The sequence below is a fragment of the Vibrio sp. TRT 29B02 genome (assembly GCF_050113655.1).
Taxonomy (GTDB): Bacteria; Pseudomonadota; Gammaproteobacteria; order Enterobacterales; family Vibrionaceae; genus Vibrio.
The window spans coordinates 145,314-166,694 of record NZ_JBNJOJ010000006.1; the positions used below are offsets into that span (position 1 = coordinate 145,314).

Sequence of the window (21,381 nt, forward strand, 5' to 3'; positions counted from 1 at the left end):
GATTTCCTAAGCCGTATAATCCGTCCGCAATATCTAATCCAAATGCAGTGGAGTTTCCCAAGCTTACTGCCCTCATTATGCGAAACGATGAGACCGGATTGTTTTTTTACTCCTCTAATTGTGAGATATTGCAAATGCTAAGAATTGCCAAAGAAGCGCTGACATTCGATGACGTACTACTTGTGCCAGCACACTCCACCGTTCTCCCAAACACAGCTGATCTTCGCACTCAGTTGACGAAAAATATCACTCTAAATATTCCGATGATTTCTGCGTCTATGGATACCGTGACGGAAGCTCGTCTCGCTATCGCTCTTGCGCAGGAAGGTGGCATTGGCTTTATCCACAAGAACATGTCTATCGAGAAACAAGCTGAGATGGTTCATCAGGTTAAGATTTACGAAGCGGGTGTGGTTTCTCATCCAGTCACCGTAAGTCCTGATGCGACGATTGCAGATGTTGTGGCTCTGACAGAAAAGCATGGTTTTGCAGGTTTCCCAGTGGTAACCGATAACAACGAACTCGTTGGTATTATCACTGGTCGTGACGTTCGCTTTGTAACAGACCTTTCTAAGAAGGTAGATGTTGTCATGACGCCTAAAGAGCGTTTGGCAGCCGTTAAAGAAGGTGCAACTCGTGAAGAAGTTCAAGAGAAAATGCACAAAGCACGTGTAGAGAAAGTACTGGTTGTGAACGATGAGTTCCAACTAAAAGGTATGATCACAGCAAAAGACTTCCATAAAGCAGAACGTAAGCCAAATGCATGTAAAGATGCACAAGGTCGTCTCCGTGTTGGTGCAGCCGTTGGTGCAGGCGCTGGTAACGAAGAGCGTGTTGCAGCCCTTGTTGAAGCTGGCGTTGACGTTCTATTAATCGACTCTTCTCACGGTCACTCGGAAGGTGTTCTTAACCGTATCCGCGAAACTCGCGCAGCATACCCTGACCTAGACATCATTGGTGGTAACGTTGCAACTGGCGCTGGTGCTAAAGCACTGATCGACGCGGGTGTAAGTGCAGTTAAAGTTGGTATCGGCCCAGGTTCAATCTGTACGACTCGTATCGTAACAGGTGTTGGCGTTCCTCAAGTAACAGCAATTGCAGATGCTGCAGAAGTTGCGAACCAGTACGGTATTCCAGTTATCGCTGACGGTGGTATCCGTTTCTCTGGTGATATCTGTAAAGCAATCGTTGCGGGTGCATCTTGCGTTATGGTTGGTTCGATGTTCGCGGGTACAGAAGAAGCACCAGGTGAAGTCATTCTATACAATGGCCGTTCATACAAAGCTTACCGTGGCATGGGTTCTCTTGGTGCCATGTCGCAAGGCTCATCAGATCGTTACTTCCAGTCTGACAATGCAGCAGACAAGCTTGTACCTGAAGGTATCGAAGGCCGTATTGCTTACAAAGGTCGCCTAAAAGAGATCGTACACCAGCAAATGGGTGGTCTACGTTCAAGCATGGGTCTAACAGGTAGCGCGACTATCGAAGACTTACGTACGAAAGCTGAATTCGTTCGTATTTCTGGCGCTGGCATGAAAGAGTCTCATGTACACGACGTTCAAATTACTAAGGAAGCACCAAACTACCGTCTAGGTTAATCCTCACTGGTTATTTCACTAACTTAATGGCACTCAACAGCCCTTATCAGTGAGATAACCAGCTGAAATATAGCCTAACGAAAACGGTTGCTTTTCCTTGAAGCATTAAGAAGAGGCGAGTACACTCGCCTGCATTTTAATCACTTAGCTTATAAGACTGCTCAAAATGACTAAAAATATTCATGACCAACGTATTCTGATCTTGGACTTCGGTTCTCAGTACACTCAACTAGTAGCTCGCCGCGTACGTGAAATCGGCGTTTACTGTGAACTTTGGAGCTGGGATGTTGAAGAAGCGGATATTCGTGAATTCAATCCAGACGGTATCATTCTATCTGGTGGCCCAGAAAGCGTAACAGAAGCAAACTCACCACGCGCGCCACAGTACGTATTTGACTCAGGTGTTCCAGTTTTAGGTGTATGTTACGGCATGCAAACTATGGCTGAGCAGCTAGGTGGTAAAGTAGCTGGCTCAACTGAACGTGAGTTCGGTTACGCGCAAGTAAAAGTATCTGGTGACTCAGCTATCTTCAAAGATCTTGAAGCGACTCAAGATGTTTGGATGAGCCACGGCGACAAAGTTGTAGAAATTCCAGCAGACTTCGTGAAAGTTGGCGAAACGGATACTTGTCCTTACGCTGCAATGGCAAACGAAGAGAAGAAATACTACGGTGTTCAGTTCCACCCAGAAGTCACTCACACGAAAGGTGGCCTACAGATGCTAGAGAACTTTGTTCTTGGCGTATGTGGTTGTGAGCGTCTATGGACTTCAGAATCTATCATTGAAGACGCAGTTGCTCGTATCAAAGAACAAGTTGGTGATGACGAAGTGATTCTTGGCCTATCTGGTGGTGTGGACTCTTCTGTTGTTGCTATGCTGGTTCACCGTGCTATTGGTGACAAACTAACATGTGTATTTGTTGATAACGGTCTACTTCGTCTTAACGAAGGTCAGCAAGTAATGGACATGTTTGGTGATAAATTTGGCCTAAACATCATCAAAGTAGATGCTGAAGATCGCTTCCTAAAAGCGTTAGAAGGCAAATCTGATCCGGAAGATAAGCGTAAGACTATCGGTCATGTATTTGTTGACGTATTCGATGAAGAATCGAAGAAGCTGAAGAATGCTAAATGGCTTGCTCAGGGTACGATCTATCCAGACGTTATCGAGTCAGCGGCATCTAAGACTGGTAAAGCACATGTAATCAAATCTCACCATAACGTTGGCGGCCTGCCAGAAGATATGGAAATGGGTCTTGTTGAACCACTACGTGAGCTGTTTAAAGACGAAGTACGTAAGATTGGTTTAGAACTTGGTCTGCCATACAATATGCTTTACCGCCACCCATTCCCAGGGCCGGGTTTAGGTGTTCGTGTTCTTGGTGAAATTAAGAAAGAGTACTGTGACTTACTACGTCGTGCGGACGCTATCTTCATTGAAGAACTGCACGCTGCTGATCTTTACAACAAAGTTTCTCAGGCGTTCACGGTATTCCTTCCAGTACGCTCTGTTGGTGTAATGGGCGACGGTCGTAAGTACGATTGGGTTGTATCACTACGTGCTGTAGAGACAATCGACTTTATGACTGCTCACTGGGCGCATCTACCATACGACTTCTTAGGTAAGGTTTCTAACCGCATTATCAACGAAGTTGATGGTATTTCACGTGTTGTTTACGATATTTCAGGTAAGCCACCAGCGACAATCGAGTGGGAATAAGATTAGGTTAATCCCTACATCTAACTCATTGTAACTTAATGATAAGCCTTGATGAATCCCACATTGTGGTGACCGTCAAGGCTTTGTTTTATCAGAAGTATTCTACAGTTTATCTCAAATATCTCTTCACCCTATGGGGGGCAAACAGGGGACTTTCGTTCAGGAAAGTAGCGTTAGTCCATGTAGCATACTTTTATTGTTCTCTTAGCACCTTCAATAACTCCCCCATGCCAATTAGATCAAACGGCAAATACTTCATGTTAAGTAATAACGATAAAGCCTCGTGGTCACTCTGAGTAAGCTCAAGGTCTTTTTTATTTGTTAATGAATATTGACCATAAACAGGCTTAGACAACCAACCTTCGGACTCTAGGATGTTAATAGCTTGGTGGTCTTGATTACTTTTTAAAGCCTCTACCATTTCATTCAACTCTACTTCATAGCATCGATATTCAGCGTCGCTTAATAAGTACATAACAACGCTTGATTGCTTTCTTAACGGGAGTGATAACAGCCAATCATTTATCGGATAAGGGTTATTTACTCGGTTAGTTTTATCTCCACAAATCTTAAATTTTTGGATAAAACTGATATAGCTATCAATGGAGCTATCCGACTTCAACATCAGATTATCGGGCACATTGGGTTGAGCATAGGACAATGCCCCCCCGAAGAGTGCAAGAAACGCAATACTACATAGCCTGATAAACACACTTCCAGAATTCATGTTCTTTTCCTGACGAATTTAACCACTCCTCATCGGCAATTTTCTCTATTTTCTTTCGATTAACATCGCTAACCGAACGCCGACGGAATTACTTGCACCTGCATTGCGTGTAATAAAGCCTTGATTCAGTCCTGATACTCTTAAATAACAAGGTTGTGGCATGGGAACCTATCGTTTTAGTAGTTGAATAATCAGTTTTAAGACTCTACTACTTAAAAGTACGAGGTAATATTTTCATGTTCAGGAGGAATATTACTATGGAATGATTATCTCACTTTCAAATTCAACAAACGTATCGAACTTCAATAGATTGAGTAACGTGGATGACTCAACCTTGGATATACCCTTAGTTGACGTCAAGTCGGTTACGGTAAAATTTTTTATCAGCTCAGTGGCTATTTATTTGATAACGACCACATTTCTAATTAGCTGTTATATAGGTTTTTTTCGACTCATTTATCGCTTTCGGCGAGTGATAAATAACATTATTACTTTGCTCTTCGTGATCACTCGCAACCTGACTTAGTGACTATTCTAGTTATTTTTTCCTCATCTATGCTGATACAACTTCACATACACAGGAGTTGTATAACAATGAAAACCTTGCGCTTTTTAGCCGTCGCATCGGCCTTGAGTATGGGCTCAAGTGCATGGGCAACGATGAATATTCAGCCCGATCCACTAAACCCGACTGGTTTTGTTATCTCTCGCGCGGATGTTGCCGCCGTAGAGCAACAGAAGACCTCTGAACCAATGTATCAGTTATGGTCACAGGCACTTCGCACGGCTCCTAACGGCGTCGTTGAAGCCATTGATGCGGGGCTAGCCACCAATCCGGATAACGTACAGCGCGCTGAGCGAGTATTTCCTCGTTCAGAGTGGGACTTTCTTACTCAGATGGCAGCACCGGAATACACTTACACTCGCTTCCTACGTGCGATCGGTAAGTTCCCTGCATTTTGTGCTGAGTACACGGATGGGCGTGATTCTGACGCAATTTGTAAGCGCTCTATCGTAACGGCATTTGCTCATTTCGCTCAGGAAACAGGAGGGCATATTGCCATTGATAACACTTGGGATAATCCGTTGGGTTTAGAAGAGTGGCAGCAAGCGTTGGTTCATGTACGGGAAATGGGCTGGTCTGAAGGTCAGGAAGGGTACACGACTGGATGTGGTCAGAACGACTGGCAAAATAGAAAGTGGCCATGTGTTGCAGGGCAGGGGTACTTTGGACGTGGAGCTAAACAGCTCTCTTACCACTTTAACTACGGTGCATTCTCGGAAGCGATGTTCGACGGCGATGCGTCGGTGTTACTCAACAACCCAGGGCTAGTGGCTGACTCTTGGCTCAATCTGGCGTCAGCGATTTGGTTCTTCTTAACTCCGCAAGCCCCTAAGCCAGCGATGCTTCACGTTATAGATAAAACATGGCAGCCATCTCAGAGAGAGAGCGATGCAGGGATCGGCTATGGTTTTGGTACCACGATTAACATTATCAATGGTGGTATTGAGTGTGGCGAGCAGAACAAGGATAAAGGCCAGCCCGTTAACCGAATTCGTTATTGGCAAGGTTTATCATCCCACTATCAAATTCCGATTGGCAGTGATGAAAAAGACACCTGTTGGCAGCAAACTCCATACGGAAGCTTAAACCTCAATGGCGCGACGGATGTGCTTTATACCAATTGGGATGGTAACTGGAAATACTATGCAGACCGTCCCGGTGGCTATTCATTTGAGTGTGAACTGGTGGGATTCCAAACGGCTTATTCCGCCTTGGTTGAGGGCGACTATGAAAAGTGTGTGACCAACTTTTATGGCTCTCATTCAAGCTGGCCAGAAGTTCGAGTGGTTGAGCAGCTCGATCCTGTCGATCCTGTCGATCCTTCACCCACACCAGATCCAACGCCAGACCCAGGCGGTATGACTCAGTGGGAACCGGGCGTTACTCAAGTCGCAAATGGTGACAAAGTGACTTATAACGGCAAATGTTTTATCGCTAAAAACGGACCGGGAGTTTGGGAAACACCCGTTCAGTCCAATTGGTTCTGGGATGAAATATCCTGCCAGTAACCGGTAAGTGTTCAAACTAGAAATAAGGCCTCAATGCTGAAAGTTGAGGCCTTTTGTTTTCTGCGCAATAGCATAATTGGCATCCTTACCGTGAGAAAGCACCGAGGTGATTAAATAAAAAGCATATCAAATGGTTTGCGTAATCTTAGATTGCAAATTCAATGTTTATCTTTTTTGTTGAACAGGATTAAACTTCGCGCGTAATTTTTACTAACATTTTTGAAAGGTGCGCAAAATGTCAACAAAACTGGCAAACCCGGCTCCATTAGGCCTTATGGGTTTCGGCATGACAACCATCCTGCTAAATATCCACAATGCAGGCTTTTTCCCAATTGACTCAATGATTCTTGCAATGGGTATTTTTTATGGTGGTCTGAGCCAAGTGCTAGTCGGCATGATGTGTTTCAAACGTGGTGATACGTTTGGTACCACAGCATTTACTTCATACGGTCTATTCTGGCTAACTTTGGTTGGTTTAATCGTGATGCCATACATGGGTCTTCCTGCAAGCCCAGCAAGCTTTATGGGTTGGTACTTGCTACTTTGGGGTGTCTTCACTGGCTTTATGTTTATTGGTTCACTGTGTTACCCAGTGGCTAAACAGATCGTTTTCGGTTCACTAACAATCCTATTCTTCCTACTTGCAGCACGTGATTTCTCTGGTAGTGAACTGATTGGTACTATCGCAGGTATTGAAGGTATTTTCTGCGGCGCAAGCGCAATCTACTTTGCAATGGCGCAAGTACTGAACAACGAATATGGTCGTACCATCTTGCCTATTGGTGAGAAAAAACAGCGCGAATCTGTTGAGTTAGAGCAGGTAGCGGCTTAATCAAGAATATTGAGTGTTGGCCAAGCCTGATTAGGTCGGCACTGAAATATATGGGAACAGTAATAACAAAGGGGTTAGCCATTGGCTAACCCCTTTTTTTACCACTGCTTTTATCTGTTTTAGTCGAGATTAGGTTGAAGGTTGTTCAACTGGCTTTGTTTCGACTTCAGCCTCGGGTGCTTTGCCCGTTTTACGGCGGTATTTATCTTCCCAGTAGTCAGCACCTTTGATGCCAAGCTTAACAGGGTTGAATGTAAACTCAGTGACACCTTGTTTTTGCTGCTCTTCGTAGTCGTTAAGTGCTTTTAGTGCAGGTTTTGACATGAAGAAGATAATTAAGATACCCACGATGTTTAACCAAGCCATTAGGCCTACACCCACGTCACCCATTGCCCACGCTAGGTTTGCTGTCTTAACTGTACCGTAGAACACAACAGCGATTAATGCGACTTTTAGCAAGAACATTAGGCCGTTAACTTTAAACGTACGACGGATGTATGCAATGTTTGTTTCTGCAATGTAGTAGTACGCAAGAATAGTGGTGAACGCGAAGAAGAACAGAGCAACAGCGATGAATGGTTTACCGATACCTGGTAGCGCGCTCTCGATTGCCATTTGAGTAAATACAGGACCATTTGCTGCAATATCAGCAGAAATATTCTGTACTAGGAAACCTTCTGCACCGTGTACGTTGTATGCACCAGTAATGATGATCATAAATGCAGTAGCAGAACATACTAGTAGTGTATCGATGTAGATAGAGAACGCTTGCACTAGACCTTGCTGAGCTGGGTGGTCAACGCTTGCAGCAGCGGCTGCGTGAGGACCTGTACCTTGACCCGCTTCGTTAGAGTAAACACCACGTTTTACACCCCAACCAATCGCAGCACCAACACCTGCCATAGGCGTAAATGCATCACCAATGATCATTGAGAATACACGAGGTACTTCACCGATATTCAGTAGGATGATAACGAACGCTGTGATGATGTAAGCCAAAGCCATGAATGGCACAACGATCTGAGTGAAGTTAGCAATACGTTTCACACCGCCAAAGATGATGAAAGCTAGGATTACTGAAATCACAGTACCGGTAAAGATTTTCGCGAAACTGAATGTACCGATAGCTGTTTCAATCATTTCACCAGAACCAAATGCAGCTTCTACCGCATTACCGATACTGTTTGACTGAACGCCTGGTAGCAAGAAGCCACAAGCAAAGATCGTTGAGATAGCAAAAATCCACGCGTACCACTTCTGACCCATCGCTTTTTCGATGTAGTAAGCTGGACCGCCACGGAATTCACCGTTGTCTTCTTCTTTATAGATTTGAGCTAGAGTAGATTCTGCGTATGCTGTTGCTGCGCCGAAGAAGGCAACAACCCACATCCAAAATACGGCACCTGGACCACCGAAACCGATAGCGGCTGCCACACCTGCAATGTTACCAGTACCCACACGACCAGATAGCGATACAGCTAGAGCCTGGAATGATGAGATACCTTTTGAAGAACTTTTCCCTGAAAGAAGTAGGCGCCACATTTCACCAAAGTGACGAACTTGAACAAATCGTGTCATGACTGAGTAGAATAGACCCGCGCCAAGGCAAAGATAAATCAATACCGGGCTCCAGATAATTCCATTCAAAAAATCAACAATTGACTGCATAAGTAGTTTCCCTGTTTGTTTTGTAATGGTTGTTTTCTGAACAGGATATTACCCTTTCTGTAACGTAATTGTTAATTTATTTGTTTGTGGGTGTGAATTTGCGTGAGGTAAAACACAAAGTGCTAAAAAATTGTTAATTAATAGCTCTGGTTAATAGTTGTTCGACAATTTATTAGCAGTAATTGCTTTAGGTGTGGGTATACTAGTGATTTGTATATTACCAATTCACTTGGTCTTGCTGAGAAATGTTTTGCAATTTCAGTTTAACCAAGTGAATTGTGTTGTTTGCGATTAAGTGAATTGTGTTGTTTGCGATTAGATGTAGCGTTCCATACTGAGTTCGCGGAATGATGCATGGCCTTGTGACGAGATAATATTCGTTAGAATGTCCGCCGACCCACATGCCATGGTCCACCCCAAAGTGCCATGACCAGTATTGGTATAAAGGTTGGAGAACGTTGTTTGACCAATAATAGGTGTGCCATCTGGCGTCATTGGTCTAAAGCCTGTCCAGTATTCTGCTTGAGAAAAATCGACGCCGTTAGGAAATAAGTTGCTCACTACGTGATTGAGCGTCGCTAGCCTTTTATCAGGCAATGCGGGATCAAATCCTGCCAGTTCCGCAGTACCTGCAACGCGTATCCTTTCTTCAAACCGTGTTACGGCCACCTTATAGGTCTCATCCATAATGGTTGAACAAGGGGCATGATTTGGGTCGATCACCGGTAAAGTCAGTGAGTAACCTTTCACAGGGTAAACAGGGATATGTATGTTAAGCGGCGCAAGAAGGTGTTTTGAATAACTGCCCATCGCGACGACATAGCTGTCGGCATGGATTGTTCCATGTGATGTTTCGACGCCAACCACTTGACCGTTGGCAGTGATTAACTTTTCGACATGAGTATTGAACAAGAAGGTAACACCAGCTTGCTCTGCCATTGCTTGAAGCTGCTGACAAAATAGATGGCAATCGCCAGTTTCATCATCAGGTAAATAGAGACCGCCCACCAAATCCCCGTTCATATTCGCTAGCCCTGGCTCTTGTGCCAGACATTGTGCCGGATCCATGAGTTGGTATTGAGTACCACTTTCTTCAAGCAGTGCGATATCTTTTTCGACCGCCTTGAGTTGAGCTGGGTTGCGGAAGATTTGTAGCGTACCTTGGGTTCTGCCCTGATAATTGAGAGCAAACTGCTTATTTAACTGAGCTAAACACTCTCGACTGCGGTTGGCAATGGTCAGCATACGAGCTTTGTTGACTCGATATTTGTCCAGTTGGCAATTGACCAACATCTGGCTTGCCCACTGGATCAGCTCAGGGCTTAGGCTAGGTTTAATCTTTAAAGGAGCGTGCTCTTCAAATAGCCATTTGATTGCCTTGGTTGGAATACCAGGAGCGGCCCATGGCGATGAGTAACCATAGGAAATCTGCCCTGCGTTAGCAAAGCTGGTTTCTTCTCCGGAGCGTGCCTGCCTATCAATGACCGTCACCTCAAATCCTGCTTGAGATAAATACCAAGCACTGGTCAAACCGACCACACCGCTGCCTAAAATAACAACCTTCACGTTCAATTCTCACAGTTTTAAAAGTTTGCCAAGAATGTGCAATTTACATCCGCTTAACAATCGATAAGAATTGATACTAGCTTTTAGAAAATTTAAAGGGTGACTATGAAATCGGCACTATTACAAGGTGTTAACCTTATTTGTATTGTTTCACGCCATCAAAGCTTAACCAGTGCAGCGAAAGAACTGAATCTAACGGTTGGTGCTGTCAGTCAACAGTTACAGCAGATTGAAGAGCGACTAGGTTTTAGTGTCTTTGAACGCCACGCTCGTGGCATACGTTTAAGTGAACAGGGACGAAAGCTGGTGGAGGCAACCAGTCATCATCTGGCGGCAATAGAAGAGAACATTTTTCAATTGACGCAGGTTTCTGAACGCAAACAGATTCGGTTAAAACTGACCCCATCCTTCGCTTTTAAATGGCTCGTCCCGCGATTAGAAAACTTTCATAAACGCTATCCTGATGTTCAGATCCATACCTTTGCAGAGGGCGCGTTGGTGGATAGCGATAATCGAAACTTCGATATTGCTATCGACTACGGGCCTTTGCCTTACAAACATGCTGATGCGGAACTGTTAATGGAAGAATCGTTGCTACCAGTGATGAGTCGTGACTATTTCAATGCCCATCGTGAGATCTTGCATGGCAGCGACGAGTGGGGGAGAGTGACGTTGCTCCATGATTTAATGCCCTGGTCTGGGGCGCTAAAAGATTATGAGTGGCTGTATTGGGCATCCCATCAACGATTGGACTTTGAAACCAACCAAGGTCATTTCTTCAACCGAACTGATATGGCAATGTCGGCTGCTGAAGCTGGGGTTGGAATCGCTTTGGCGCGAGTTGCTCTATTGGATAAGGAAATTGAGCAGGGAAGGTTAACTGCTCCGTTTGCCCCCATTGCTGCGAATGCAGGTTACTTTGTGATTACGCACATAGATGACCCTTATACTCGGCTATTTAAAAAATGGCTTAGAGAACAGGTCGATACTGATTAATTTGTAAATAGTAATGGCACGCTAATATGCACCCACTACACTTAGTAAAGATATCTGGGGCTACTAACGTCACTCTGGATATGATTAGGGGCAGTGCATATGGAATCTCACCAAGGCCAATGCAGCTATCAAAATCCTGATGGCTGGTGCTGCGATCAACCGTGTGGGGAGTCAGGACTCTGTTACTGGCATGACCCCAAAGTCGATAAAAGCAATGATGATATAAAAGACAAGGTTGAACAATGGGCCGCAGCAGGTAAACCTTTAGACGGATTTCAGTTGGCGAAAACAAATCTCGAGGATATTGATCTGGTTAACCGTGGTTCGAAAGACGGCTACCAGTGTCGGGGCGCGGATTTTTATCGGGCGAACTTGGTTGACGCCCATTTTTTCGGTTTAGATTTACGTGACTCGTCGTTAATGAAGGCGAAGTTAATCGGTGCCAACTTACATTGTGCTAAGCTCGACAACTGCAACCTACTCGGGGCAGAGTTGTCTCGTGCGAAACTGGAGAATATTGAATGGGGCAAGAGCCTTAAACAAGAGCGGGAAGCACGACGAGCAATGAAAGGACATGACAGGAAAGCATCCATTACCTATTGCCAAGAAGCTGAAGAAGTGTGTCGAAACATACGTAAACAGTGTGAAAAGCAAGGTTTGTTCGAGATGGCGGGGGATTTCTTTAAGCGAGAAATGCGCTTTCGTCGTTACCAAATGCCATTACTCAGTTCTAAGAGGATGATCTCGAAGTTAGTGGACATGTTCTGTGGTTATGGCGAAGACCCGATAAGAGTAGTGGGTTTCTCCATCTTTCTAATTTTGATCTGCGCTTTTGCCTACTTCTTTCTCGATACGACAGGTGCGCACCCTATTTATGAAGATGTGACGGGTTGGCAGTTTTACGTGCTTGAGTTTTTCAACTCTCTCTATTTTAGTGTCGTGACATTCACAACATTAGGCTATGGTGATATATCGCCCATCGGGGTCGCTCGCTTTATCGCTGCCTGCGAAGCCTTCTTAGGCAGCTTTACCATGGCACTGTTTGTTGTGGTCTTTGTTAAGAAGATGACTCGCTAATCGATGATTGCGACAAGAGAGTAAAGCCACTTTCGAGCCATTCGTCCAAGAGGATTTGGTCATCTTTGTATTGGTTAGAAAAGTGTTCGATGAGTGCAGCCAGATGTTCGCCATTGTCACACATAGTGCCAGCCACCAAATCTTCTGAAACCATAATTGGGCTTGGTTGTGGTGATGCCTTTGTTTCTATTGATACAGGGATGATGAATTTAGTCTGACTGCCCAAATGATGTTTTTTAAGGCGCAGGGCTTGTTTGTGGAGCTGTGACATTTGCTGTTCATCATACTGGCTATTGTCTGAACCTATCGAGACAACAAACACTAGACCGCGATAGAGAATAATCACCTCGGTATCGAGTGCTAATTCTGGCTGATTAAAACCAAGGATCACATCACCCGCAAGATGAGGTAATTGGTTGAACTGTGTTTTCAGTAGGTCGATCTTTGATTGCCAGATAGCTTGTGCTTCATCACGTAAATGATTGAGGATGTTCTGTGTGTCGTTCTCGGAAAACTGCAATATAGATGCTGAGTAGTAGGCTTGCTGTGTCATGGGGATTGGTGTGGATGAATCAGTGTGATGGAGGCTAACCAAGATTCACTTTGAGGGCTAGATGATTGAGTGAGATTTTTGAGCTGACCAACAACTCGACGCGACTGAGCGTGTTGGTGCTACCGATCAAAAAAGGGTTACCGAATGTCGATAACCCCTTATTGATTATGCTGCGTTAGCAAACTCGGTTAGAAACGCCTCTTTTCGAGCATGGAAGCGTTCTACAAGATCATCTACCGCTTCTTGATCGTATGGTTTTAAACCACTTGCAACCATACGTTTGAGACCTTTACCAACCACTTCACCGTCTTCTTTAAAGGTAAAGTTTAGAGTCACTAAGCCACGTTTACCGTCCACATCAAATGTCGCACCGGAAAATTCCACTTCAGGGTGAGTCAGATCTAGGCGAGAAAACTCAACTTCCATGCTCTCATAGATCACCAATGGACGTTGGCAGTTGATCATCATCTGCTGCTCTTCCATTAATGGAACCATGATATGAGGGAAGTTCATGCCAGAGAACTGAACATAGCTAGTGACCACATGTTCAATGAACTCAGGGTTGTGATTAACTTCCCCTTCACGAGACATATGTAAGTACTCTTTAGACTTCTCGTCTACCACTGCACTTTCTTTTTCACATTTATTTTCAACAGACAGTGCCACACCATCGTTCACCATGCCTGAGAAGTCGAAGCGCATTTTCTGGCTGATGCCCTCTTTGCTGAGCAGTACGGCGAACAATAGGTCACCTGGCACACAGAAGCGTTTGCTATCTTCATCATGGATAGGGTTAAAGTCACCCGCGACCTTTTTCGCAAAGTGGCTTGCTTGTTGGCGAGTGAACTGGAACTGATTGTTTTGTTGTGAAAAATACGGTGTTAGAAACATAAGTTTATTCATGTGGCTATAACTGTCGCGCAGTATACATGAAGCTATGCAATTAAATGGTCTAATCAGATGAATAACGGTGGCTGTCGGAGATTTGAGACAAAATCTAAACTCGTGATGGAGTGTGAATTAATCCACATATTTGAATGATTTATCAACAGTTCGCTTTCGATAACTGATATGAAAATAGGCTGACTATTTATTATTTGCCCCTTGCGCAGAAGAGTGGTGTTTAGCCGACGCTAGAACTCGGTTTTTCGCTGGCTTGCAGCTCAAGTTGGGCGACTTCCAGATCCAGTTGAGCAATCTTTTCGGCCATCAGAGCATGACAGTGGTCTGCCAAGGTGCGAGCATCGTTAATGGTATAGCCAGATGTGTCGATAGGATCGAGCATTTCAGTAATCACGATGCCATTATTGCTGCGGTTAAGGTTGATTTTATTATGCGTCGTGCTGACCACCATCGGTGTAATGGCAACGCCAGCTTCAATTGCCATGCGAAATGCCCCCGTCTTAAATGGCAACAAACCTCGTCCTTTACTTCGCGTTCCCTCAGGATAAGCCCAAACCGAAAGGTTACGCTTATCAATCGCTTCTGCGACTTGTTTTATCGTATCGCGAGCTTTGGACTTGTCTTCTCGGTTGATCAGAATATTGCCAGTAATCCAGTAAAGTTGGCCAAAAAATGGCACCCAGATCAGCTCTCGTTTGCCTAACGAGACCGTTCTTGGTCTGAGCATTCCCGGTGATGTGACAAAATCGTAGACGCTTTGGTGGTTAGAAATATAGACGCTGTTAGCTGGGGTAGGGGCTCGCTCTAGTCCTCTTTGAATTAAAGTGACACCAAGGATTTTATGTAATTGATTAAACCATCGGCAGAAGAAATAGACATGTTTAGGATTACGCGGGCTAAACAGGCAGTAGACAAAGGCAAATAAAGTAGTAAAAACAACAAAAATGGCAGCCATTATCAGGCGAAGAATACTTAGCACAACATACTCCTTCTATTAAACGTGCATACACTGAGCTGAGCTCGAGGAAGCTATATTTAGAGTTTTAATTCTATTTAACAAAATTGCAACACGTTTAACTGGCGATTGATCCGTTGTCACTTAAATTATGGTCATTAAGATAAGTATTTGAGCGATAGGGATACAAAAACGCCCCTTGGTACAGGGGCGTTTTTGCTGATTTGTTCTCTGTGGCTACAGCTTAGACTGAGCTCGGTTTAGGCGATCATGTACCGCAAACCACTCCTCACTCACTGGTGGTCTCTCAACCCAAATTTCATCACAGCCCCATTTATCCGCTTCATCTAGCGCGCGGTAAAGATCATGTGAGTATTGCGCGACATCGGTTGGCATAGGCTTAGATTTAAAGGCCAAGCTAGGTGCAATCGGTGAATAGTGCAGACATGCGATATTGTCACCACTTGCATTGGAAATCTCTTCCAAAGTAACCAGACGAACTTTAGTGTTTGGCTGGTAGTGACTGGTCACATTGCCTGGGACGGAAACACTGTGTGCTTTTGGCGATAGCACTTCTTCTCCGAGTACTTCTGATAACTGTGCTGCCGTTACTGGGCCTGTACGAAGAATACGGTATGGCTTTTCTGTCAGGTCGATAATGGTCGATTCAAGACCATGGGTACAGTCCCCACCATCCAAGACAGCTGAAATTTTGCCACCGAGCGAGTTCATCACATGTTCAGCCGACGTCGGGCTAAGTTTTTTGTATGGATTCGCAGAAGGAGCCGCAACGGCCATTCCCGATGACTTCAATAACGTACTGAAAACGTCGTGTGCAGGCATACGAATACCAATGGTCTCTAAGCCACCAGTCACAACAGAGGTTGCTTGTGGCGCTTTATTTAGCAATAGCGTCACTGGCCCCGGCCAAAATGCCTCAGCAATCGTATAGGCTTGTGCTGGAATATCACGCGCCCAGTCAGACAGCTGCTCCACATCACCGATATGAACAATCAGCGGATGGTTAGCTGGTCGACCTTTCGCCGCGAAGATCTTCTTCACTGCTTCTGGGTTAGATGCATCTGCTGCCAGTCCGTAAACCGTTTCGGTTGGAATCGCGACCAATTCACCACGCGCTAAAATCTGTTTAGCTAGTTCGATATCTTGGTTGTCGCTTGCTGAAAGGTGCTGCGTTTTCAATGTCTCGTCCTCAAAGGAGCAGTATGGATAGAAAATCTGAGCCGGCTATTTTAACCATGTTTTTCAAACTTTCGATGTTTAATTTCAGCATATTTGTATCGATTGATAATCTTTTTCTATATCAACCTATCTTTCAATCGCTTAACTACACGATGGCAAGGGGAGCGACCTTACCCGCATCTCGACGCATGGGACGTTTTACCGGTTAGCGTAATGATGACGCCACGTGATGCGTAGTTGAAGTTTTCATCTAACGGATTCGACTTCTTATCGTTCTGATGCAGTATTTTGAGATTTAATTGATTGAGCCACCTGCTGCGACTAGGGTTTGACCTTAATCCTAGGGCGGTTATTCGTTTGAGTAAGCATGGCATGGGAGTGGATCAATTGCAGATTCTTTACTCCTATTTGTTTGATAGGAAAAAACGATAGAAAAATTCTCTGATTTAGAGCTGTGTGAAGGTGGAAGTTAACTTTGGTTTGTATTTCATCGACTAAAGCCACGAGTCGAGCGAGTGAGTAAAAAAGGCTTGTCGGCTAACTGATTGATGTTGAGTAATCGGGAGGCTCTGAGGAGGATTTCATTACAAAGCGTTATTTTACAGCTGTTCATTTATTGACCAAACTATTAGTAGCGTCCTGAAGTCCGTCATGGAGAAGTGCTATGCGCCTAGTGAAATCCTTTATTCCAGCTTTATTCCTGTGGGCAACCTTCTCAGTTGTCACATTTAGTGTCTTAGCGAACACCGTGCAAAGCAATCAGGAACGCGTCAGGCCGGGTACGGTTATATACCAAATCGATGCCAACGCTTCGCCAAGCGATCTAAAAGGACTTAACAGCCTACTCAAGAGCCAAGGATTGGTTTCTGAACGTATCCTTGAAGGCAGTCAAATCGTCATCGCCACTTTTGAACACCATGGTCGAGAAAAGGCGATTGCCAAAATTCTTAGTAGTAGCGGGTATGTTGCTTTTGCAGAAGCGGATTACGCAATGGAACCGACTTTACAGCCCAATGATCCCATGTTTGGTAATCAGTGGCACCACAATAATGTAAATAGCCGACAGGCTTGGGACATTACTACTGGCAGCTCATCGATACTGGTCGCAGTGTGTGATACAGGTTTTGACTTCAATCATCCAGATCTTGGCCCAAACCTACGACTCGATCTCGCCTACAACGCTCAAGATGGATCTAACTATATTTACGATGCCAATGGTCACGGTACAGGGACGGCAGGAACCTTAGGTGCAGTAGGTAATAATTCAACTGGCGTTGCGGGTGCGAATTGGAATGTCGATATTATTCCCGTTCGAATCGCTATCAGTGACAACAACAGCTCTGCCTATATCTCTACGATGGCGGTCTGTATTGAATACGCCGCGGATAGAGGGGCACGTGTGGTCAATTTAAGTTACGGAGGCATCCAATACGAGACCATTAATGCGGCTGCTCAATATTTGCGAAATCGTAATGGTCTGTTGTTTATGTCGGCGGGTAATAGTGGATTACAGCATGCGACTTATCCAGACTTCACCAGTTTTGTTGGTGTTGGGGCAACAGATCGCAACAATGATCGAGCCAGTTTCTCTAGCTGGGGGGATTATGTTGACATCACCGCCCCCGGTGTCGAAATCCTCACCACATACCCTGACAACCGCTACGTATACTACAGCGGTACATCATTCTCTTCTCCATTGACGGCTGGGATTGCCGCGTTAATGGTAGCGGCAAATCCAAATATTACCCCAGATGATATAGAAAATGGCTTGTTTAGTACGGCTGTTGATATTGGCGTTATTGGTGACGATAACGTATTTGGACATGGCCTCGTTGATGCAGCAGGTGCTGTAGCTTATGCATTGAATGCGGGTGGTATGAACCCTCCAACCGCAGAGATAGTCGTGAGCGCGAATTCTGTTGCCTTTGGTACCCCTGTGGACTTTGATGGTAGCAACTCATCTGACAGCGAAGGTGGGAATATCGTCAGTTATGATTGGAATCTTGGTGATGGTACTACCTCTGATCAGGTTGCTATTAATGATTACGTCTATGCTCAAGCAGGCAGTTATGAGGTGACCTTAACGGTTACCGATAACGATGGTCTATCGGATTCGACGTCGACAACCGTTCAAGTGACGACCGATTTGCCCAATGCGGTTATTGCCATCGACAACCCCGCGGTCAGTTATGGTATTGGGGAGGTCGTTTACTTTAATGGGCTAGGCTCGAGTGATCCGGATGGCTCCATCGCCGTCTATGAATGGAACTTTGGTGACGGGCAAAACAGCGTTGGAGTGAATGCCTCTCATGCGTACGCGTCGGCAGGTGATTTTATGGTGACACTGACGGTGACGGATAATGCTGGCGCGATGAACAGCAGCAGTGTCAATGTGTTGGTCATTGACCAAGATGCTCTCAATGCTGCTACGGATCTGGCGGCTTCGGTTGATGGCTTAAATGTGAGTTTGAGTTGGCAAGACAACAGCGCCAATGAGACAGAATACGTCGTTGAACGAGGAACCAAATATCGCGGTAAAGTGAGTTTTATCGAGATCGCGACGTTGCCAGCAGATACGACGTCCTTTGTCGATACTGTGCCGAATACCGGAGAATATCGCTATCGTGTTACTGCAAAAAATAGTGTTAACCAAGCAACATCAGACACCCTTATTGTTACTGTCACCAGCGATTCTGGCGGTACGGGACCTGGTCCTCAACCCGGTAGTTTAGCGGCGCCGAGCAATCTGATTTTGACTCAAAATGGCAACACTATTTCCTTAACTTGGTCGGACAACTCTGATAATGAAGGCGGCTTCTATATCGAGCGAGGGTTGAAACGTAAAGGTCAATTCTCTTTCGTTCGAATTGGAACGGTAGGCATTAACGCGACCCGTTTTGATGATGATATTAGCGCTTTACCGACAGGAAGTTATGGTTATCGCGTGCAAGCGTTTGATGGTTCCGCAACGTCCGGATTCAGTAATATTGACGAAATACGTAAAAAATAGCTTTTACGTCAAACTGTCAGCTCAACACAATAAGGCTGCGTTGTTCGCAGCCTTATTTTTATTCGATAACTTGATAATCTCGGCGGCGAAGGAGCTCTGCAAATTGGGATTGGGTATTTGGCTCACCATGAATCAAATGAATCGCTTGCGGCTTAGTAGGGATTCCTTCGATAAAACGCAGTAGATCCGATTGGTCTGCATGGGCTGAGTAGCCTGACATGGTATGAACCTGTGCCAATACCTCCACCTGCTCATCGTCAATCTCAATGTCGACGCAGCCAGATTGAATGGCACGACCAAGCGTTCCTTCCGCTTGATAGCCAGCGAGCAAAATATCGGTGCGTTGATCTGGCAGCAAGGCTTTAAGGTAGTCCACTATGCGACCTCCCTGACACATTCCTGAAGAGGCGACGACTATCGCAGGCTCTCCGGTCGATTTAAGCCGGTTAACCAGTCGGAGGTGGGTGCGAAAATCTTCAACAGTGATGCATTGCTCGAACGCGAGTGGATGGCGTCGGTTTTGCAGTCTTTGCTTGGCTTCATTTCCCCACAATTGCTTGAAACGGCGATAGGAACGGGTGACTTTCTGTGCCATGGGAGAATCAAGGATTATAGGGATTTTGGTATCTATCTGATGCTCAAATACCAGTTGCTCGATATCAAAGAGCAGTTCTTGGGTTCTGCCGACACTAAACGCCGGTATCAGTATCGTTCCGCCGTCTTCAAGAGAACGATCGATGATGGCTTTCAGCCGCAAGGAGCGCGTGGCGATATCTTCGTGTTGTGTATCGCCGTACGTCGTTTCAATAAACAGATAATCCGCTTGCTGAGGTGAGACAGGATCGGGCAGCAATGGTGTGTTCGTTGGGCCTAAATCACCAGAAAAAACGACGATCTCTTGGTTGGGTAAGCACAACTCAACATAACAAGAGCCTAGAATGTGCCCAGCTTGTTGCAGACGTATCTGGATTGAGTCAGATTGTTTGCTATCGAGAGAAAACCAATGATCATAGGGATAAGGACAGAGCTGGCGCTTGACTCGTTCTAACACCCGCTGTGCTTTTTTTGCGGTGAGCCCCAGTTGTAACTTAAGGTTATCTTCGAGCATCAGAGGGACCAGTTCCGCAGTGGCTTGCGTACAAAATATTGGCTGTTTAAATCCCGCCGCGAGCAACCATGGTATTCGCCCAATATGGTCGATATGACTATGAGTTAGAATCAGCCCATTGAGTTGTTTGATTGGGAAATCAATGTCAAGCGAGCGAGCATCTTGTCCTTGAAACAAACCACAGTCGATCAACAGAGCCTGATTATCATGCCTCAGTTCATGACATGAACCTGTGACCGTATGCTTCCCTCCGTGATGTATGATTTCCATCTTTCTCTCCGAGTTATTCTCAGTTGACTTTGCCTTCAAGTCACCAGCAATACAAAGTGAGTGGTCCGAATTGCGAATTTGCAGTGTTTTCTAAGTAATTATGAATTAACTCAGCCAGTTATTTGTGATCGAATGTCTCGTTTCTCACCGATTTGATCCGCTTGAAGCCGCAAGACTAAAGATGCAAACTAGCGAAAAGTTGCTGAGTTAGAGGTGGATTTGAGCCTACCTCTGAATCTCTAAAAGAAGGAAATGCTACGTGAAAAATTGGTTACTGCCGTTGTTATTCCTTTCGATAAGTGCCACCAGTTATGCTCAGGTAGCGCCTGTCTCTGAGTGGCAATGCGGGATGATGAAAAAGCAGGGCGTATTGACTTCTGGAGCTCCGGTAGGATGTGAACGCCTGGCTAAGGTTGACTTTGATTTTATTGATTTCTCTGGGCAAACCCAGCGAGGAAGCGTGATCGTTCTTGATATTGTCGCTCCTTCCGTGGAACGTCTTTTTGCGGATTTGTATCAACGCCGTTTCCCACTCCATTCTGCGAGATTGATGCGAGAGTTTAAAGGGGATGACGACGCATCGATGGCAGCGAATAATAGCAGTGCGTTTAATGCTCGGCCGATCACGAGCGGTTCTAGCTGGTCGAAACATGCTTATGGCGTCGCGATAGACGTTAACCCCGTACAAAACCCATTCGTAGAATTTGCCGATAATGGCCAGATTTTTGTCAAACCTGCGCAATCTGCAACACGTTATGTCAACCGGACTCGCTATAGGGCTCGAGAAGAGATCGAACGTCAGGGTATGGCGGAAGATGTCGTAGAGCTGTTCGCTCATCATGGATTTTTAATCTGGGGAGGAGACTGGAACACCCCAATTGACACCCAGCACTTTGAAGTGGGCTCGCGCCGTTTTATCAACCAACTGGTGCAAATGCCTAAAGCGCAAGCTGAGGCCGCATTTCTTCGTTACATCGACAACTACCGAACGTGCTATACCCAGCAGCAGGGTGGTGAAAAGGCGCGAGCATACTGCGCATATCTAACGGTTCATGGTAGTTAGTCATCACTTTGGGTTCAATAGAGAGTAATAATTTCAGTGGGTTAGAAGGGTTTTTATAGAAT

General features: G+C 45.2%; 17 protein-coding genes. 9 read left to right on the forward strand and 8 right to left on the reverse strand.

Annotated elements, in window-relative coordinates; translation table 11 throughout:
* Positions 1-134: 134 nt before the first annotated feature.
* A complete protein-coding gene (gene guaB / locus ACQEXT_RS05870; RefSeq protein ID WP_269377607.1) occupies positions 135-1,598 on the forward strand; it encodes an IMP dehydrogenase in 1,464 nt (487 codons plus the stop codon).
* A 166-nt stretch (positions 1,599-1,764) separates the two neighbouring features.
* Positions 1,765-3,318 carry a glutamine-hydrolyzing GMP synthase gene (gene guaA, locus ACQEXT_RS05875; RefSeq protein WP_269377606.1) on the forward strand — a complete coding sequence of 518 codons (1,554 nt, stop codon included), beginning with the start codon at positions 1,765-1,767 and terminating at the stop codon, positions 3,316-3,318.
* Positions 3,319-3,511: 193 nt separating this feature from the next.
* Here guaA and ACQEXT_RS05880 read toward each other — a convergent pair whose 3' ends face one another.
* Positions 3,512-4,045: a hypothetical protein gene (locus ACQEXT_RS05880; protein WP_426951046.1), complete on the reverse strand. Its 534-nt coding sequence runs from the start codon at positions 4,043-4,045 to the stop codon at positions 3,512-3,514.
* Between the two features lie 594 nt (positions 4,046-4,639).
* Between ACQEXT_RS05880 and ACQEXT_RS05885 the strand changes: the two genes are divergently transcribed.
* Positions 4,640-6,118: a chitinase gene (locus ACQEXT_RS05885; protein ID WP_426951047.1), complete on the forward strand. Its 1,479-nt coding sequence runs from the start codon at positions 4,640-4,642 to the stop codon at positions 6,116-6,118.
* Positions 6,119-6,353: 235 nt separating this feature from the next.
* A complete protein-coding gene (locus ACQEXT_RS05890; RefSeq protein WP_138973871.1) occupies positions 6,354-6,950 on the forward strand; it encodes an acetate uptake transporter in 597 nt (198 codons plus the stop codon).
* 129 nt (positions 6,951-7,079) lie between these two features.
* Here ACQEXT_RS05890 and ACQEXT_RS05895 read toward each other — a convergent pair whose 3' ends face one another.
* Positions 7,080-8,618: an alanine/glycine:cation symporter family protein gene (locus tag ACQEXT_RS05895; RefSeq protein WP_269377603.1), complete on the reverse strand. Its 1,539-nt coding sequence runs from the start codon at positions 8,616-8,618 to the stop codon at positions 7,080-7,082.
* 315 nt (positions 8,619-8,933) lie between these two features.
* Positions 8,934-10,184: a D-amino acid dehydrogenase gene (locus tag ACQEXT_RS05900; RefSeq protein ID WP_426951048.1), complete on the reverse strand. Its 1,251-nt coding sequence runs from the start codon at positions 10,182-10,184 to the stop codon at positions 8,934-8,936.
* 105 nt (positions 10,185-10,289) lie between these two features.
* Between ACQEXT_RS05900 and ACQEXT_RS05905 the strand changes: the two genes are divergently transcribed.
* Both ACQEXT_RS05905 and ACQEXT_RS05910 read left to right on the forward strand, forming a co-directional pair.
* Entirely contained in the window at positions 10,290-11,180 is an 891-nt protein-coding gene (locus tag ACQEXT_RS05905; protein ID WP_269377601.1) for a LysR substrate-binding domain-containing protein, read from the forward strand.
* 99 nt (positions 11,181-11,279) lie between these two features.
* Positions 11,280-12,257 (forward strand): ion channel, encoded by a 978-nt coding sequence (locus ACQEXT_RS05910; protein WP_426951049.1) that lies wholly within the window; start codon positions 11,280-11,282, stop codon positions 12,255-12,257.
* Here ACQEXT_RS05910 and ACQEXT_RS05915 read toward each other — a convergent pair.
* The 4 genes from ACQEXT_RS05915 to ACQEXT_RS05930 all read right to left on the reverse strand — a co-directional run bounded on the left by ACQEXT_RS05915 (position 12,238) and on the right by ACQEXT_RS05930 (position 15,868).
* A complete protein-coding gene (locus ACQEXT_RS05915) occupies positions 12,238-12,810 on the reverse strand; it encodes a hypothetical protein (protein ID WP_426951050.1) in 573 nt (190 codons plus the stop codon). The genes ACQEXT_RS05910 and ACQEXT_RS05915 overlap by 20 nt on opposite strands.
* A 165-nt stretch (positions 12,811-12,975) precedes the next feature.
* Positions 12,976-13,701, reverse strand: coding sequence for a DUF3581 domain-containing protein (locus ACQEXT_RS05920; RefSeq protein ID WP_138973877.1), 726 nt, complete (start codon positions 13,699-13,701; stop codon positions 12,976-12,978).
* Positions 13,702-13,933: 232 nt separating this feature from the next.
* Positions 13,934-14,692, reverse strand: a complete 759-nt coding sequence (locus ACQEXT_RS05925) for a 1-acylglycerol-3-phosphate O-acyltransferase (protein ID WP_426951051.1) — start codon at positions 14,690-14,692, stop codon at positions 13,934-13,936.
* 213 nt (positions 14,693-14,905) lie between these two features.
* The gene (locus ACQEXT_RS05930) at positions 14,906-15,868 is read right to left on the reverse strand and encodes an L-threonylcarbamoyladenylate synthase (RefSeq protein ID WP_426951053.1); all 963 of its coding nucleotides are present in this window, start codon (positions 15,866-15,868) and stop codon (positions 14,906-14,908) included.
* A 23-nt stretch (positions 15,869-15,891) separates the two neighbouring features.
* Here ACQEXT_RS05930 and ACQEXT_RS05935 point away from each other — a divergent pair, with 23 nt between their 5' ends.
* Positions 15,892-16,077: a hypothetical protein gene (locus ACQEXT_RS05935; RefSeq protein ID WP_426951054.1), complete on the forward strand. Its 186-nt coding sequence runs from the start codon at positions 15,892-15,894 to the stop codon at positions 16,075-16,077.
* Positions 16,078-16,532: 455 nt separating this feature from the next.
* Positions 16,533-18,878: a S8 family serine peptidase gene (locus ACQEXT_RS05940; protein WP_426951056.1), complete on the forward strand. Its 2,346-nt coding sequence runs from the start codon at positions 16,533-16,535 to the stop codon at positions 18,876-18,878.
* A 58-nt stretch (positions 18,879-18,936) separates the two neighbouring features.
* On the opposite strand, the gene ACQEXT_RS05945 is transcribed toward ACQEXT_RS05940, so the two are convergent.
* Positions 18,937-20,256: an MBL fold metallo-hydrolase RNA specificity domain-containing protein gene (locus ACQEXT_RS05945; RefSeq protein ID WP_426951057.1), complete on the reverse strand. Its 1,320-nt coding sequence runs from the start codon at positions 20,254-20,256 to the stop codon at positions 18,937-18,939.
* 349 nt (positions 20,257-20,605) lie between these two features.
* Between ACQEXT_RS05945 and ACQEXT_RS05950 the strand changes: the two genes are divergently transcribed.
* Entirely contained in the window at positions 20,606-21,319 is a 714-nt protein-coding gene (locus ACQEXT_RS05950; protein ID WP_426951067.1) for a M15 family metallopeptidase, read from the forward strand.
* Positions 21,320-21,381: the final 62 nt, after the last annotated feature.

Bases quoted from the DNA above. Each gene is read 5' to 3' on its own strand.
- ACQEXT_RS05905 (WP_269377601.1), top strand. From the start codon at position 10,290: ATGAAATCGGCACTATTACAAGGTGTTAACCTTATTTGTATTGTTTCA.
- ACQEXT_RS05935 (WP_426951054.1), top strand. From the start codon at position 15,892: ATGGATAGAAAATCTGAGCCGGCTATTTTAACCATGTTTTTCAAACTT.
- guaB (WP_269377607.1), top strand. From the start codon at position 135: ATGCTAAGAATTGCCAAAGAAGCGCTGACATTCGATGACGTACTACTT.
- ACQEXT_RS05915 (WP_426951050.1), bottom strand. From the start codon at position 12,810: ATGACACAGCAAGCCTACTACTCAGCATCTATATTGCAGTTTTCCGAG.
- ACQEXT_RS05880 (WP_426951046.1), bottom strand. From the start codon at position 4,045: ATGAATTCTGGAAGTGTGTTTATCAGGCTATGTAGTATTGCGTTTCTT.
- ACQEXT_RS05940 (WP_426951056.1), top strand. From the start codon at position 16,533: ATGCGCCTAGTGAAATCCTTTATTCCAGCTTTATTCCTGTGGGCAACC.
- ACQEXT_RS05950 (WP_426951067.1), top strand. From the start codon at position 20,606: ATGATGAAAAAGCAGGGCGTATTGACTTCTGGAGCTCCGGTAGGATGT.
- ACQEXT_RS05885 (WP_426951047.1), top strand. From the start codon at position 4,640: ATGAAAACCTTGCGCTTTTTAGCCGTCGCATCGGCCTTGAGTATGGGC.
- ACQEXT_RS05895 (WP_269377603.1), bottom strand. From the start codon at position 8,618: ATGCAGTCAATTGTTGATTTTTTGAATGGAATTATCTGGAGCCCGGTA.
- ACQEXT_RS05945 (WP_426951057.1), bottom strand. From the start codon at position 20,256: ATGGAAATCATACATCACGGAGGGAAGCATACGGTCACAGGTTCATGT.
- ACQEXT_RS05920 (WP_138973877.1), bottom strand. From the start codon at position 13,701: ATGTTTCTAACACCGTATTTTTCACAACAAAACAATCAGTTCCAGTTC.
- guaA (WP_269377606.1), top strand. From the start codon at position 1,765: ATGACTAAAAATATTCATGACCAACGTATTCTGATCTTGGACTTCGGT.
- ACQEXT_RS05890 (WP_138973871.1), top strand. From the start codon at position 6,354: ATGTCAACAAAACTGGCAAACCCGGCTCCATTAGGCCTTATGGGTTTC.
- ACQEXT_RS05910 (WP_426951049.1), top strand. From the start codon at position 11,280: ATGGAATCTCACCAAGGCCAATGCAGCTATCAAAATCCTGATGGCTGG.